Source organism: Clostridiaceae bacterium (assembly GCA_012840395.1).
GTDB lineage: Bacteria > Bacillota > Clostridia > Acetivibrionales > DULL01 > DULL01.
The window spans coordinates 26,027-42,053 of the sequence record DULL01000103.1 but is presented as its reverse complement, the minus strand read 5'-3'; the positions used below and the strand labels follow the sequence as shown (position 1 = coordinate 42,053).

Here is a 16,027-nt window from a genome sequence, read left to right as displayed (position 1 = left end):
CCCGTTCACTTTATCCTTGACTGGCAAAATTTTATAGCTATTATTCTTTTGGGGCTGCATTCTCTAGAATTCTTTAGTTATTCTAAGAGAAATTCAGCTCTTTTTTCATTTTTACTTAACAGCTCCACGTATAGCCCATTGCTAAATTAGTTTTCCGTTTAGTCTTCTAATTTATATTAATCTTGACTTCCCATTCCCCGAAAATCCCCTTTGTTTTAGCAGGATTATCTTATCTTTAAATATAATAAAAAAGCTAATATATTGTCCTTATTCTAATATCCAATTTAATGCATCTTCTAAATTGGTAAATATGCGAAATTTATTTCCAGTATTAAGCTCGGAAACCATTTCCTTAAAACGTACAGGGAAATCCTGTCCTTCTTTAATAGTTACAGCCACTTTGATATAGTTTCCAAACTTCTGTAGTACAGCCCCGGCAAGGCCTGTCCTCAACTTCACGAAATCATCTGAAAAACTATCACCCTCAAGGAGTACTGCATCCGTGTCATGTTCAATACAAAGTGAAATAATGTCATGAGCATCTTGTTCACTTTTAATTAATGAATCTTTACTTTTAATATAAAGGTATCTCTTTCCTTTGGCTTCCATTATTTGATAGTTCATTGTTAATCCCACCTCGTTATTTTCATTTTGTACAACCTCTTCCTTAGAAAGTCCTCTCTCATCCAATACATCAATATATGTAAAACTAATCTTTCAGAATTCTAAACATTTCGTCTTTATGTTTACGTGCTTTTTCTACCGTCCATTTACCATCATCGAAATTCACCATTTCTTTCATCTTAAGTTTAAGACTTTGCTCGATAGTACTTGGGTAAGAACTGATTTTCCCTCCTGGTGGTAAATTAGGAAACTTCGAATTCCCTGATACAGTAATTAATGCAAGATTACCAAAGCTGGTTGAGGTCGTCGGATCTTCAAAAAATTACTTCATACACTGGTTGCTGACTAAGTAGCTGCCCTACCTTTAATGCTACAGGGTTTTCACCTGTTAGCATTTCCTAGCTTTGCTGGACGCACTAATCAGAACCACACTCTTAACATGGTTCGAGTTGATGAAATTGATGTCCGTGTGCAACTTTTATATTATCTATTCACGAGAACATGTCAATGGGTATTCGCCATAATCTTTAGGAATAATTATGAATAGCTATACACCTCCGAGTAATAGATGCCATTCTAGCATTTAGAGGTGTTTTTTGAAAAAAGAAATATTCAGTTGCATCAAATATGTTAAATGATGCCTGATAGATATTACTCTTACATTATGAATTTCGACGGTGGAGAGCCTTTTTATATCCACGCAATATCCACCCATTTGCAATTGCGATAGTTCTGTAAACATTCAAGTACCCCATTGACTTACCGTGTCTACTCTGTTAGACTAAATTGTGTCTAATATAGTAGACACAAGGAGGCATTATCATGGCTGTACCGAAAGTATTTGAAAGTGAATACCGTTTTTGCCTGATACTCTGGAAAAATGAGCCCATTTCCCGCGCAAAGCTCGCCAAGCTCTGTAATGAAGAACTGGGCTGGAGCAGAACGACAACCTACACCGTTATCAAGCGGCTGATAGACCGGGGTGTTGTCAAAAACGAAGGCTCCATCGTTTCTTCCCTCGTCAGTAAAGAGGAGATCCAGCTTGCGGAAATGGACGAAATGATTAAAAAGACCTTTGAAAATTCACTTCCTGCCTTTATCGCCGCCTTTGCGAAACGGCAGGACTTATCGGATGCCGAGATCGAAGAAATTCGGCGTATTATCAATAAGTAAGGAGGATTCGTCGTGGAAGCTGTCTTTCTGAAGCTTGTAAACCTCAGTCTGACCGCAAGTGTCATGGTGCTGGCAGTCATCCTTGTGAGACTTCTCTTCCGCAAAGCACCGAAATGGCTATTTTGCCTGCTGTGGGGACTGGTTGCGCTACGGCTGATACTACCGTTTTCCATTGAGAGCGCATTCAGTCTGATTCCCTGTGCCGAACCGCTGCCGCAGGAAATTTTATATTCGGCCAATCCTCAGATTCAAAGTGGGATTTCTGCCGTCGGTCAAGTCATCAATTCCTTGCCGTGGGAGTCTATGGCACCGGCTGTCGGGGTCAGTGTAACCCCGACGAAGTTCTGGTTGTTTCTTCTTTCGTGGGTCTGGCTTGCCGTGGCGGCGGCCATGCTGCTCTATACTCTGATCAGTTCCCTGCTTTTGAAACGAAAATTGGCAGACGCAACGCTTTATCAAAAAGGCATTAAGCAGAGCGAGCTGGTAGATTCGCCCTTTGTCTTAGGCATTTTACATCCGGTCATCTATCTGCCCTACAAGCTGAATGATGCTGATCTTGCTTATATTATCGTCCATGAGCAGGCACATATCAAGCGACTCGACCACTGGTGGAAGCCGCTGGGATTCCTGCTTCTGTCGGTATATTGGTTCAATCCTCTTTTATGGGCAGCGTATATCCTTCTATGCCGGGATATTGAAGCCGCCTGTGATGAGAAGGTCGTGAGGGAGATGGACAGAGAGGCTTTACGGGCATATTCCACTGCACTTCTCAATTGCAGTACTTACCACCGGCGCATTGCAGCCTCCCCGCTGGCCTTCGGCGAGGTGGGTGTGAAAGAAAGGGTAAAACATGTGATGAATTATAGGAAGCCGGCATTTTGGATTATCATTGCAGCCGTGGTTACCTTAATCGTGGTTGCGGTCTGCTTTTTGACAAATCCAAAAGATTCTGATTCTATAAGAATAGATCCTTTTGGAAAATACTATAAAGTAAGAGATATCATTTATGAGTCAGGCGCATATGCCTTCAGTTATATAACAGAAACTGCACCAAAGTATTTCGTCACAAATAAAAAAGAGTTATTGGTATTAGAGGACAAGGGTTCCACCAACTGGGTGAATGCAGGCACATTTGAAGAAATTAGGTTAACAAAAGACAATTTTGATAGATACTTTTGGGGAGTTCGCGAACCTGCCAGCAGTCTGCGAAGTAATAATCAAAAAGCCTGGTGTTTGTTGGTAACTGACTTGTCAGATACGGTATTTTACTATTTACTTTTGCAGAAAAACGGAGACGTATATCTTACTTACGGTTATTATGACGCTTCAGAAAAGGACGATCCCGGCTCTGATGATACAAGTATTCGGTGGGTGTTTAGCCTGATTGAAGATGATTCTATTAAATCAACTGCAACAAAATGGTTTGACGGTCTCCACGGTGATGAAATAATATGGGGCGACGTGCGTGAAATCAATCTTGATGTATTTCCGGACGTAACCTTCCGTTGTCACGCCGAGAAGCTCGAAGCAGTAACTGACAAAGAAATAGTTACCCTTTACGCAGGTATGCCGATCTGGAACGTATATTTCTGTGATCTGACAGGAGATGGAAAACCAGAGCTTTGTTCGACAATCAGCATTGGTTCTGGAATCATAGATAACCGCATTATTATCTATGATTATGCCAGAGGTGCAATCTATGAGTTGTCTGACCGAATAAACTACGACTATGTGCTGAATATGAAGAATGGTAAGTTGATTGCAGAAAAGCGGAAATTTATGCAGGAGGAGCTTGTTTCATCAGGCGAGCTTGTGTTTCAGGATGGGACAATTCAGATACAACCTGGCGAAACTGACTAATGGATTTCCTACATACAAAACGCAATTCAGCATCTTCGATTTATAGATTCAATACCAAAGACGAGCTTGAGCACTTCAAAGCAACATAAGGACTCTAATATTAAAAGCTGCACGAGCTTTGACGCACATCTTAGTACACTACCAGAATAAAAAATGAAGAATCGTACAGCAAAATCCCTTAGAGCAGGAATCTGTCGTCCATTTTTGGTGAAGAGCAAGGCATTTTACGAGTATAACTGTAGGTGCTTTACTTGTTTTTGTGTTTAGAAACACAGCAGGGAATTAATATCTATAAAAACTTTTGTGAAACATTATTTTTTTATACTTGTATATAATAGCAGTTACAGTAATGCAAAGAGTAATAAGAATAATAATCGCTCCATTTTTTGAAAAAATTAAAGGTACAACACCAAGCGATAGATTTCCCACTGTATGAAGTAGTATAGAACTAAACACGCTGCCATTGCTCATAATATATATTAAAGTTATTAAAACAGAGATCATAACAGTATATAGAGCATATCCCAAAATTGCAGGAATACTACCGTAAGAAGTCAAGGCATTTTGTGTTGTTCCGTTTATAAAAAATAAGGGTAGATGCCAGAATGACCAGATAATTCCAAGCAGCACCGCGGCTTTCATTGGAGATAAATATATTAGCATCTTCTTAAGCGCAAATCCCCGCCATCCTGCCTCTTCACCCAGTGGTCCCATAAAAATAAGAATATACACAAAAGCGATAGGAATAAACCAGGGAGAAAACTGCATCTGCGGAAGAGCGCCCACTGAAAGATAATAAACCAGGCATGAAACTGCAGATACTACTGGCATGACTAAAAAGATATATAGCAGCCATTTTACACTGATATGCATATTTAGCAATGATTTTAATAATGAATATACTTCAGCTTTTCCGCCGAATAAGTATGTAAAGAAAAAACCGGCTATAGATGGAACAAAGGTTCCGACGGTTATAAAAAAATCGTAAGAGAGTCTCATAGAGATACCATGATTTTGTATCAGAAAAGCAGGAACCCACAGAAGCCAAGTGAAAAAAATAGTAGTTACATAGAATAAGATAACTTCATGTCTTAATTTATGGCTGTCAGTCTGTTTCATTTAACACCCTTCCTTTTGACTGGATGATACCAGAAGCAATCATCGTAAGTATTATTGTGTTTGTATCTTCACCGGTGGATTCAAACGAGATAAGTTCATGATATTAGGTTCTGATTGTCAATTTTAGTTACTTATATTCATTCTGAACAGGAATATTAAATCTCTCGCACAGTGGTCTTACATCATGAACATCATTTTCATAATACTCATACCCCAAGTGAAAAAACTTGATTTTCAGCATCGTTCGCTAAATTCAAATATATAAAGAAAAAATCTTACCTTTAGCGTCTATCCAAAACGTATGATATGAAGTTGCATACGTTTCTGTGAATTCGACAAAGCCTTTTTTTATTATATCTATAAATTTTTTACTATTGATTTTTCCACAAATAAATCCGTATCGTTGTGTACCCTTGTTTCCATTTCAAATAGCACATCAATTGAATTCACGCATCAGTATGGAACTAAGTTAATCATACATTACATCTCCTTGCCCTTATGAAAAATGCCCATTGTCTAATCTGTTAACTCAACCCTACCTAGTTTTCGAATAAAAATTCATCACCAAAATACCCCCTTGACGTGTTCCCATGTACGCATTTTAGCGCTTTAGATCGAGCAGACAAATTTGATGCAATCCAGCAAACCCGGTAAAATCAAGGCTTACAACCTTGTAATCAATACAGCACACTCAACATGGGTTGAGTTGACGGAATTGATGTCTGTGGGTTATTTTTATAGTATCTGTTCGAGAAAAAATGTCAATGGGTTTTTAGCTTTTTTTGTAAAGTGTCCGTTCGTGGAAACATGGCAATATTGTATGAGGTAAAGGGAACTACCTAGACAACTCAGTGATTGAAAACTTCTTTGGAATACTGAAATCAGAATTGCTTTATTAAAGGGAGTTCAGCTCATTTGAGCAGTTCCGAAAGGAACCTGAAAATTACATAGACTATTACAACCATTATAGAATTAAAAGCAAACTAAATGGACTGAGCCCGGTTCAATACCGGATCCAGTCCGTCGAAGTTGCTTAATTAAATTGTCCAACATTTGGGGTTCAGTTCATATAGCAGGTAGCCAAAATCAGAGCAAGATGTAATATCCAATTAGACTATTTCCTGTATCCGCATTTAGGGCACACGCCATTTTCACCTAATGCAATACCGCATAACGGACACCGCTCAATAGTCTTTCGGGGTTCGTATTCTTCTGTAGCGCCATTTACCCCGCTTGTAAATGTGATCTTAACGATGTTCAGCTTGTCCTTAAGTAATTCGTAAACGATTTTGATCATACCCTCAACGGTCATTGTTTCCTTCGTGACAACCAAACGGCATTCTGGGTATGCTGTTGCAAGCTCCGTCTTGAAAGCTGGACCTTTTTGCTTATTGGTCGGTGCACCATTTCTGATGCCTTGCGATTCGTAAACGCCAAGAATTGCAGGAAGCAAGGGATCATCTTCCCTTAAAATCAATGCATGGTCAAAGTTTTGTAAAACATCCCAGGCAATTTTCTTGATTTCATTACATGGAAATACCATGTTGACTCCCATGTTGATGTCGTCCTCAACTTCAATAGTCAGTATTCCTGTATGTCCGTGCAAGTACTGTGCTTCGCCTTTGAATCCATAGAATCTGTGTGCATATTGCAGTTCTAATGTTGTAAAGCTCCTCATAATTATTCTCCTCATTATTTATATTTACGGGTGGTTTTGCTCCCGTATGCGCCTAAATCCAGGATGGCCGGGTTACCTGTATACATTCTCAACAAATAAGTAACTATTTGTATCCATATCAAATACTATTATTAAAACATACCCGGTACTATCAAATCCGTGAATATCCTTAATTAAGGCCATTAAATGCTGGTCAGTTTCAAGCATTTTTAAGCTATTATTGTTTTACCTCCAGCAAGAATTAACGGTTATAGTGTACTTCGTGCAGAAAGTCCGCAAAGGCTGTTATCTTTAATTATTTCAATTTGATGTTCTCTACTCTGTATCTGTCCTCAATAAGAGATTTTTTCTTTTAAAAATGTGCCTTTTTTCAAATCATCAAAAGCTTTTTTCAATTCTTCCTTAGTGTTCATTACTATAGGACCTCCCCAAGCCACCGGTTCTCCCAGTCGCTTTGAACTGATGAATAAAACCTGTGATTTTTTATCTGCGGCTTTTATCTCAACATGGTCACCGAAGGAAAGCTTTACTGCTGTCTTTTCCTTTACCAGCTCACCTCCGATATAAGCTTCTCCCAGAAGAGTAAATACCATGACAGAGCTCTCAATTTCTGTATTAATCATAACAGCCTGTTTTGGGTTTATATGTAAATCGTAATAGTTAAGAGGAAGATATTTGCCCGAATAGCCTTTTTTCCCTTCAAACTCGCCGGCCAATAGTCTTAGCTTACCCCAATGAAAAAATAATTCTTCGATGTCTGAGTTCTTGATACTGTGATAAGCTGGAGAAGCCAGTTTGTCCTTTGATGGAAGATTCAGCCAGAGTTGTACACCAAGCAAGCGCTCGGCAGCCGGCAATTTTTCTTCATGCATAATACCAGAGCCTGCAGTCATCCATTGTACCTCTCCATCACCAATTGTTTCTTCATTACCCAAGCTATCCTTATGAGTCATAAAGCCACGATACACATAACTGATTGTCTCAATACCTCTGTGAGGATGCATGGGAAATCCCTCTTTATAATCATTCGGATTTGTGCTGTCAAAGGAATCGAGCAGTAAAATTGGGTCAAATACATGAACAGTTTGGTTCCACAATACTCTAACCAAACTTACTCCAGCTCCGTCCTTAGTTCTATAACCTCTGACTTGTTGACTAATTCTTCGTTCCATATGGACGGCCTCCTTTTTTATAATCAAACTGACCTCATTTGTTTATTAATTGATTCACGGCAAACTGAAATTTAACAGTTCAGAATAAATAATTATTAAATCATCGACTTGCCCTGGAATATTTTGATATATTATATTAATACCCAAAATTAAGACAGGCAAACACACCAATAAACATTTTTCGAGTTTAAGCTGACCTGCAATTTTATGTCATGGTAAACTATAATCCTCATTCTGAATTCTTTATCCAATTACTGCATATTTCTATTACTGATGTCTCGCTGCCCAGCACTTTAATGTTTTTACCCAGAACACGTTCTCCCTTTTTGCCCTCATAACCACGATAAACCAAATAAACCATAATTTTATCTCAATAAAAATTTCTTTTTTTCTTATCGAGCTATATCTTTTTGTCTACAAGACTTTCACCTGTCAGCGCTTTGCCAGCTTGGCCGGACGCACACATTAGAACTACAGCCTCAACGTGGTTCAAGTTGATGGAATTGATGTCTGTGAGGATTTTGAGAAACCATCTGTACATGGGAACATATCAATGTGTTTCTCGGTTATTATTGAAAATAATCCGTATGAGGAAACATGTTTTAATAGTAAGATTTCAACCCAATTTCTGAAATATCCTACCTTCAACCCTATGTAATGAGTCAAAAGGATATCTGTAAATGTTCTTCATTTTTCATAAATGCCATTATTGCCTATGAACCGTCAATATATTCAAATTATTATCAATTTCTACAAAAATCGGACTAATCCGGGTTGTGAAGGGCAAAAAAATAAGCACCTACTGGTAGATAGATGCCTTATAACTAATACTTATTTCTATTCTGACGCTGCCCATTGATCCAATTTTTCCATTGTACGCTCAAGTGTCTTTTTACATATTTCAGGTAATTCTCCGCCAAAAGCTTTTTCTGCTGCCTTATATCCTAGCTCAATAGCTGATTTTAATTCATTAATCTTTGTTTTATCATTACCTGATACTGCTTTGGCAAATTCAAAAAGTCTATTGGCAGTATTCTCAATGCCATATTCTCCGTCATCAGAAATAAGCCTTTGAGCTTCTGCCCTTGTCTCGTCATCAATTTCAACCATTTTTCCTTCATATGGCTTAGGATTTGCAACCTTGAAAGACATTCCTTGCTTCTTTAATAATTCTTCTACCATTTGTCTTAATGGTCTTAATGCGTCTTCTGCTTCCTTTTTCAATTGCTCTATTCTCTTGATATCAGGCTTCACAACTCCTGGTTTACTATAGGTTACTTTCTTTTCTGATATGTTCCCAATATCAACAATATAAGCTTCTTGTTCGACAGTTGTTTCCATCTTATTTTCCTGTTTTGAAGCATTTTTCTCATTTACATTCATTGGGTTTACTACACCCGAAAAATTGACTGAATTTATCATATCTCCTTACCTCCTGCTAAAATAGTATTTATATTAATATCGGCAAACTGTGACTATTAACATTAATGATTCAACTATGTTCTACAAGATATCTTTGAAATCAAAAGACAGCAACATCCTATGCTGACCCCCCGACAGATTCTCTCCCCACGGAATGGTAAAACCATGGGGACATTTTTTCCAAGATAAAACTTGAGGGGACTCAATAAATTCGATGCCAAAGCTACCTTCCTGGGATACCCCTTTAGCCACCACCAGATAAGGTATTTCATTTCTATTTACTTCAGCAGTAATTCCTATGCTTTGCATTCATGACAGGTATACTCCTTGAGTTCTGCCTGGCCTTGTTCTTTGTCCATGAGTTTCCGAAGTTTTTCAGACATCTGAAATAAATTGTAAAACAATGTTTTCGTTGATATTCAGCTGTTTGGCAATTTCCCCGGTTAGTAAGTCCTCCAAAAAGTCTTATCTTTTTATTTCAGCTATTATAACAATTGCTTCTTCAATGAGTTCAGCCTTCGTGTTCTCAAAAATGTAATGAACAGAAATTTTATAGTCTTTTTCATTATCACTGATTTCACAAAGCACAGCTCCATATTTTCCGTGAGATATTGAGGAATCAATCGTTAGCACTTTAATATCGGTTTTTAGATATTTTTTAATATCAATAAGATTTGATTTTCCCTTTATCAGACCTCTATCAGGGAACAATATTTTGACATTTTCAACCGACATATTAGCCAAATTGTCAAAATCAAACGATAAAAGTTTAACAGTGTAATCTTGGACAAATTTATTTTTAGGCGAATTACCGCAAGTTGAACTTAAATTTATTTTCATATACTTTCCTCTTTAATTTTATAAAGTTATTATATGCCTATGTGTGAACAATGGCAAGAATTGTCTGACTTTTAATTCCAGAGTCTGATGTAGCCGTGTAAAACCATATCGAAATAAAAAATGACAATGTAATTCAATCCCAAATCGTTACTCCACCATCAAGTCTGGCAATGCAATCCAGTTTTCCGTTTACAAGGATACTCTCACGCAATGAAGCGCGCATATAAAGATATTCTCCTGCAACATAAACATATCCCACCGATTCGTTTGCTTCCTCCAGTAAAATCACTATTTTATCTGTAGCTATATTTAGGGAGTTTATCGTGTGGCATGGACCGTTTTTGTTTTCACTAATGCCTTCATAGTAGAGGTTTCCGCCACAATAATTAAAATAATCACCACTGCGTATAATTACTTTGTCATTACCACCGTCCAAATCCAAGCGGTGAAATTCTCCCTTGTCTGCAGCCCAATAATAAATCCCACTGTCATCAACGGAAACATTATGTACATATGTCTCGACAAGTACTTTCTCATTTCCTGTCTTTATGTCATATACTCCAAGCTGCCCTGTGCCCATATAAATCTTGCCTTTATAATAGTACATTAGAGATGCATCTGGCATAAGCATTTTCATGTTTTTACCGTCCAAGTCCGCATAATATATTTGTGGAGAATTATTTCTATCACGCATGTCAAAGTACATTCCGCTTTCAGTGACATAAAGGTTATTGCAGTATCCATCAACAAGTTTTGTTTCATCTGTACCGTCAGTTCTTACTTTATAAATAGAAAAATCGTCCGTAAAATCACAAAAATATACCCATCCTTCAAGAACATTTATATACCCTTGCACACGATTACTGAGTTTTGTTTTTCCAGAGCCGTCAGGTTTTGCTTTATACAGTTTCCAACCATCGCTTTCACTGCGGTAATAGATGCAGCCATCCTTTCCACTACAAACCAAGCCTCCTGCTCCTATATTGCCGCCCTCAAAACCGAGTAATTCCGAAGTAGTGAGTGAACTTAAGGTATTCTGTTCATCGGTTGGTAATACGCCTGTTGTCGTATTTATTTGTTCAAAACTGTCAATCGACAAGCTGTTTTCATTTTTGCCCATATTGCAAGCAGCAAACGAAAAAGTAAGAATTATCACTATTTAGTCATTATAAACAGCATTGTTATAGGTAGTTCTAATTCCAAGTAAGATCAAATTCACCTCCTGCTTTTACAAACCTCAAAACAAGATAATATCGATAATTTTTTTCTAATTTTACAGCTGATTCAGGATTGTCTTTGTCTAACTGCAACAATATCCTTCTGTTTACGTCCTGTAATTCAGCTGTGACATATCCATCTGTAATATTACTGTTAAAAGTAAATTTATAATTACGACTTTCTCTTATTTTAACAACTTTTTTAATATAACCATTACAATCTATAAATTTTAACTTACATTTATTTTGGGGTCTAAGTGAACCTACAAATAAAAGAGAGGTCTTTCTGCTTTTAATCAGATAGCCATTTATCCATAGAACGTAAAACAACATTATAAAGACAACTATAGAGATTAGTGTCCATAATAAAACATATGTCACTAAATCCATCTCCTTGATCAATAATTAATTCCTAAATAGATTGTAGAATACTATGCTTATAAAAATCAACTATAACATCCTTTAACCAAAGTATAGTCCTGAATTTCTCTCCTATGAAACTAAGTTTTTCTTTAGACCATATAGAAGAAATACTTAAACGTTTTTTGGAATAGGTCGAGCATAGTTTTATGGGGTATTATCTGTTCAGAGAAAAACAAGCTATAACGGATGCGCGAAATTATGCCCGTTGACAAGCGTAACTTACAGTGGATGGGATAAGGCAAAGGGTTAGATAAGGCGGAGATACTTGAGGGTTGTTGATGTTCCCGGGCGTCAAATACACTTTATGATGATGTACGTTTTTTCCGGGCATTCCACACCGTTCGCAAAGGCGTACCGTGATATTATAAAAACTGCCATACAACTTGCCACGCCTTGGATTTGTAGAACGGCTTAGCCCATTCCTGTGCCATAATTTTATTTTTATCACCGACAAAAGCGACCACTGTTTGGTCGCACAATTTTTTACTTATTCATTCAACCAGTTGCTGTTCTTATTAGTGTTTTCAAATATCTTATCAAGAATCGGCACCATTAAGGCAGCGACAAATCCGCCCGAGTAGCCGTTGTTGTAGAGGTTCATGCCTGCGTGTAAAAAGGTAAGGTTGGTTGTAAAAACAATATGTATTCCACCGGCAATCACGCCCGGTATAATACCATAGTGGCCACTAAGCGGAGCAAGCGTCGTGCCATAGAGGGCGGCCAGAAGAGCCGAGGTTGAGCTAACGTCATGGATGCTGAAAAAGCCAATTAAGAAAACGCCTAGCAATATCGGGATGACATTGAAAGGGTGCTTCCCCGATGCTCCGAAACCTGCGACGGTGAGGATTCCCCCAATTGTCGGTCCGTTTAGCTCTCCTCCGACAATAAGAGTATAGAGCGTTGAAAGTATACCCAAAACCGCCATATTGATTAATACCAAGCCGATACCGTAACCGTCCAAAAAGTCGGCGCATCCTCGTCCGGATTCGCGAAGAAGTTTCATATAGTCTTTGAACGACAGACGATTAAGACACAATCCGACCAACAGTATACCCGCGAATATGGAAAAGACGAAGATTGCAAGCGGCTTGTTATTTCCACTGGAAACAAAATAAACGGTATTGACTTCCACCCCGAAGCTTCTGAAAACAGCAATGCATAATGTGCCGACAATTCCTGCCGTAAAACCTATGTTATACAAGCTGAATCCCTTGTGAAAGTCGTAAAAATGCTTAGCCAGAAGCGGCATAATAAAGCCCGAAATAAAGCCTGCAAGTACTCCGCAAAGTATACCCATGTAAACGGGCAATCCGAAATTAAAGGTAACCTCGCTTACAAGCGGGGCAAGCGCGGTTCCGAAAAGGGCAACCGGGACCAGCGCGCGAAACGGTGTTTTGCTAATCTTTGCATAAGCCAACACCCCAAAAATGATTGGCGTTGAATTATAAATGTTTTTTCCAAAAAGAGAAAAGCCGGCAATCGTAAAAACCGCGGTAACAATAAGTCCGTTTATCTGTACCTTGCTGATTTTTATTACCACAATCGCCTGAAGTACCATGATTGCGGCGTTGACAAACGTCGCGCCTATATTTGCGATATGAAAATAATCAGTAATTAGGTTTGATGAAGAGGTAATGATTTTAATATTCCCGCTCAATATTTCTTTGGGTGTATTAAAGAAAAACGCAGCAAAAAACAAAGCGGCCGCAAATAAGATGAAGTACAGAAACAGGATCTTCTCTGAAGTGTCAGGAATTTTCCCTCGTTTTAATTTTTCAGGCATCGTTTTACCTCTTGTCATAAAATTTGGCGGAGAGGTGCTGTACTGAGTCGCGGTAATTTGAGTTGGCTTTTTTTTATTATAATTTTATCAAAATGTTATATGTATAATCAAGTATCATTTGGTATCAACAAGTATCAACTTTTATTTCTTCTTTTAAGTATCGTACATACCATTACATATCGAAAAAACTAGGTGACAAGCGCTAGCTTCTGTTGGCAATGATTTTGATTTCATTTCTTACCGGTTTGTTTGGTATGGTTCTGGAACAGTTGCCAATTCTCCTGATTCTTCATGATTGCATTTCTATAGGTTTGGTATGCTTCCTAGCTGTTCATATTAATGTGTTTCATAAGAAGTTACTCAGAGAAAATTATTTGCAGGTGTAAAGCGACATATTGAATCAATATTTAATAAAAAATAACTATTAATAATCAGGAAACATATCAATGTTTTGCAAGCTCATTGTTTCAAACTGCTCTATAACCCAGAAGTCACTTTGTTTGACCACTCCTTGACAACTCCAAATGGACAAGACACCATGCATAAACCACATGCATTTTTTCTGCCATGTTTCTTTATATAAAGACTCCTTTTGTTATTACATGAATGATAATCTATTAATTCATCCCTGTATTTATTGACATCCCACTTTACCCCTTTCAAAAAATTATAAGGACATGCCTCGACACAATAATTGCATTTGTCATCACATTTAATATTTTTTATAGGTTTTCCTACTGGAAGATTAAAGCCTAATAGTATAGCTGCAAGCCTTACTCTAGGACCGTATTCTTTTGTAATTAATAAGTCGTTTTTTCCAATCCAGCCAAGCCCGGCATTCACCGCAGCAAATTTATATGAAAATGGAGCAACTAATGATTTTTCACTTTCCTGAGCTATTGGCGGAATATGGTATTCTATGTTCTGTTCTCTACAAAAATCTGCTACCTGGCTGATTATCCCATCGCAATCTATACATGCCTTACATATTAATTCATCAAGTTCTTCTTCTGAATAAACATCTTTTGTCATGATCTTCTTATGAGGAACAGCAATAACCAAAGCACATTTATATTGACTTGCGTAATCTGAATACGAGATATCAGCTATTCCAAATAAACACGGGGAATGTCTATCCATTATTTCAAGTATTGAATTATATACTTCATTACTATTTCCCATATTAACCTCCATTCCGCTGCTTCTCAGCGGCACAAATGATAATGAAAAATCTGTGCACTGTGTGCAGCTTTTTAAAAATTGCCCCAGTGTTATAATTGTTATTATAGGTATGCTACAAACCACGAGGAGGCGACTGATGTAATCACCTTTGTGATAAGCTCGCATATTAACATGTGTAGGATAACCTTTGAGCACAAATGATTGTTGCCATAGAGCACGTACGCTAATTTTCGAGTATAAACTCAGTCTGTAGGTTATCCAGCCAATGCCTAAATATTTAACTGGGGGTTTTGACTTATTAATATTCTTTATCCTATTTGTTGTGGAATTGATGTCCACAAAAAATTTGTTGTTGCTACTTTAATTAACTCAAATAGTGATGGTACATTTACAGACCACACCGAAACTTTCTCTACCATGACCAATGACCTTATCAGATTAAAACAATGGTTAGAATCATTCAACTGTAAAGATGTTGCTATGGAATCAACCGGTAAGTACTGGATTCCAGTATTCAACATCCTTGAAGATTCATGTAACATAACTCTTGCTAATCCTCGTTTTGTAAAAAACATGCCAGGTAAAAAGACTGATCCTAACGACTCGAGATGGCTGGGAAAATTGCACAGACACGGTTTGGTACCCGGTAGCTTTATTCCTCCAAAAGATATTCGACAGCTAAGAGAGTTGACTCGTTATCGTACCAAGCTTACTAATATGCGCTCTTCTGAAAAAAATAGACTTCAGAACTCTTTAACCGTTTGTAATATCATGCTCTCAAACGTTGTTTCTGATACATCTGGTTTGTCTTCACGCAAAATAATTGAAGCTCTGCTAAATGGTGAAGACCTATCTCCTGACAACTTAAGAGAATTTGTCCACGGAAAACTCCACAAGAAAATTCCTGACCTTCAGGAAGCTCTTAATGGTAAGCTAACCGAGCACCAAATTTCAAAAATCAAAGTAATCCTGGAGCATTTCTTCCAAATTAACGAATGCTTGGCAGAGGTTGACTTATTGATTCTTGAAAAAACCAAACCGTACCAATATTATATCAGTCTTCTTGAAACTATACCAGGCATAAAGCAAAAGGCAGCACAAACTATACTTTCTGAAATTGGTACCGATATGTCTGTTTTCTTTTCAGACCAACACTTATGCTCGTGGGCTGGAGTATCTCCACGTAATAACCAAAGTGCTGGTAAAAAGAAAAGTACTAAAATCGGTGAAGGTGACTCTTACCTTAAACCTATTCTTTGTCAATGTGCAAATGCAGCTGTAAAATCCAAAAGTTCATTCCTGTGTGCCAAGTATAAATCAGTTGCATCTCGTAGAGGTCACAAAAAAGCCATAATAGCTGTAGCAAGGGTTATGCTTGTAGCAATCTACCACATGTTTAAGAATAATGAACCCTTTAAGGATATGGGTCATGACAATTATTCGAAAATGATATCTGATCAAAAACAAAGGGCTATGGTTAAAGAACTTGAATCTCTTGGTTACAAAGTAGAAAAAGTAGTTAAGTAGCAATGAT

Annotated in this window: 14 protein-coding genes and 2 pseudogenes; 4 read left to right on the top strand and 12 right to left on the bottom strand. The window is 37.7% G+C overall.

Annotation, left to right across the window (positions count from 1 at the left end):
* Positions 1-267: 267 nt before the first annotated feature.
* A complete protein-coding gene (locus GXX20_11120) occupies positions 268-624 on the bottom strand; it encodes a DUF4180 domain-containing protein (protein ID HHW32199.1) in 357 nt (118 codons plus the stop codon).
* Positions 625-709: 85 nt separating this feature from the next.
* Positions 710-935, bottom strand: a pseudogene (locus GXX20_11115) (DUF1524 domain-containing protein).
* Between the two features lie 511 nt (positions 936-1,446).
* On the opposite strand from GXX20_11115, the gene GXX20_11110 reads away from it, so the two are divergent.
* Both GXX20_11110 and GXX20_11105 read left to right on the top strand, forming a co-directional pair.
* Complete coding sequence (locus GXX20_11110; protein ID HHW32198.1) at positions 1,447-1,797, top strand: BlaI/MecI/CopY family transcriptional regulator; 351 nt, start codon at positions 1,447-1,449, stop codon at positions 1,795-1,797.
* A 12-nt stretch (positions 1,798-1,809) separates the two neighbouring features.
* Positions 1,810-3,657, top strand: coding sequence for a peptidase M56 (locus tag GXX20_11105; protein ID HHW32197.1), 1,848 nt, complete (start codon positions 1,810-1,812; stop codon positions 3,655-3,657).
* A 282-nt stretch (positions 3,658-3,939) separates the two neighbouring features.
* Here the strand turns inward: GXX20_11105 and GXX20_11100 are convergent, their stop codons facing one another.
* Positions 3,940-4,776, bottom strand: a complete 837-nt coding sequence (locus GXX20_11100) for a CPBP family intramembrane metalloprotease (protein HHW32196.1) — start codon at positions 4,774-4,776, stop codon at positions 3,940-3,942.
* Between the two features lie 827 nt (positions 4,777-5,603).
* Here GXX20_11100 and GXX20_11095 point away from each other — a divergent pair.
* Positions 5,604-5,813 (top strand): annotated as a pseudogene (locus GXX20_11095) (IS3 family transposase).
* A gap of 77 nt (positions 5,814-5,890) precedes the next feature.
* Here the strand turns inward: GXX20_11095 and GXX20_11090 are convergent.
* The 9 genes from GXX20_11090 to GXX20_11050 all read right to left on the bottom strand — a co-directional run bounded on the left by GXX20_11090 (position 5,891) and on the right by GXX20_11050 (position 14,493).
* Positions 5,891-6,454, bottom strand: a complete 564-nt coding sequence (locus GXX20_11090; GenBank protein ID HHW32195.1) for a rubredoxin — start codon at positions 6,452-6,454, stop codon at positions 5,891-5,893.
* Between the two features lie 332 nt (positions 6,455-6,786).
* Positions 6,787-7,626 carry a pirin family protein gene (locus GXX20_11085; GenBank protein ID HHW32194.1) on the bottom strand — a complete coding sequence of 280 codons (840 nt, stop codon included), beginning with the start codon at positions 7,624-7,626 and terminating at the stop codon, positions 6,787-6,789.
* A gap of 837 nt (positions 7,627-8,463) precedes the next feature.
* Positions 8,464-9,048: a hypothetical protein gene (locus GXX20_11080; GenBank protein ID HHW32193.1), complete on the bottom strand. Its 585-nt coding sequence runs from the start codon at positions 9,046-9,048 to the stop codon at positions 8,464-8,466.
* 81 nt (positions 9,049-9,129) lie between these two features.
* Positions 9,130-9,357, bottom strand: coding sequence for a hypothetical protein (locus tag GXX20_11075; protein ID HHW32192.1), 228 nt, complete (start codon positions 9,355-9,357; stop codon positions 9,130-9,132).
* A 156-nt stretch (positions 9,358-9,513) separates the two neighbouring features.
* Positions 9,514-9,888 (bottom strand): hypothetical protein, encoded by a 375-nt coding sequence (locus GXX20_11070; protein HHW32191.1) that lies wholly within the window; start codon positions 9,886-9,888, stop codon positions 9,514-9,516.
* 133 nt (positions 9,889-10,021) lie between these two features.
* Entirely contained in the window at positions 10,022-11,008 is a 987-nt protein-coding gene (locus tag GXX20_11065; protein HHW32190.1) for a DUF5050 domain-containing protein, read from the bottom strand.
* 73 nt (positions 11,009-11,081) lie between these two features.
* Positions 11,082-11,486, bottom strand: coding sequence for a hypothetical protein (locus GXX20_11060; GenBank protein HHW32189.1), 405 nt, complete (start codon positions 11,484-11,486; stop codon positions 11,082-11,084).
* A gap of 529 nt (positions 11,487-12,015) precedes the next feature.
* Positions 12,016-13,311, bottom strand: coding sequence for a DUF1576 domain-containing protein (locus GXX20_11055; GenBank protein ID HHW32188.1), 1,296 nt, complete (start codon positions 13,309-13,311; stop codon positions 12,016-12,018).
* 477 nt (positions 13,312-13,788) lie between these two features.
* Positions 13,789-14,493 (bottom strand): epoxyqueuosine reductase, encoded by a 705-nt coding sequence (locus GXX20_11050; GenBank protein ID HHW32187.1) that lies wholly within the window; start codon positions 14,491-14,493, stop codon positions 13,789-13,791.
* A 297-nt stretch (positions 14,494-14,790) separates the two neighbouring features.
* Here GXX20_11050 and GXX20_11045 point away from each other — a divergent pair, with 297 nt between their 5' ends.
* Positions 14,791-16,020, top strand: coding sequence for an IS110 family transposase (locus GXX20_11045; GenBank protein HHW32186.1), 1,230 nt, complete (start codon positions 14,791-14,793; stop codon positions 16,018-16,020).
* Positions 16,021-16,027 lie beyond the last annotated feature (7 nt).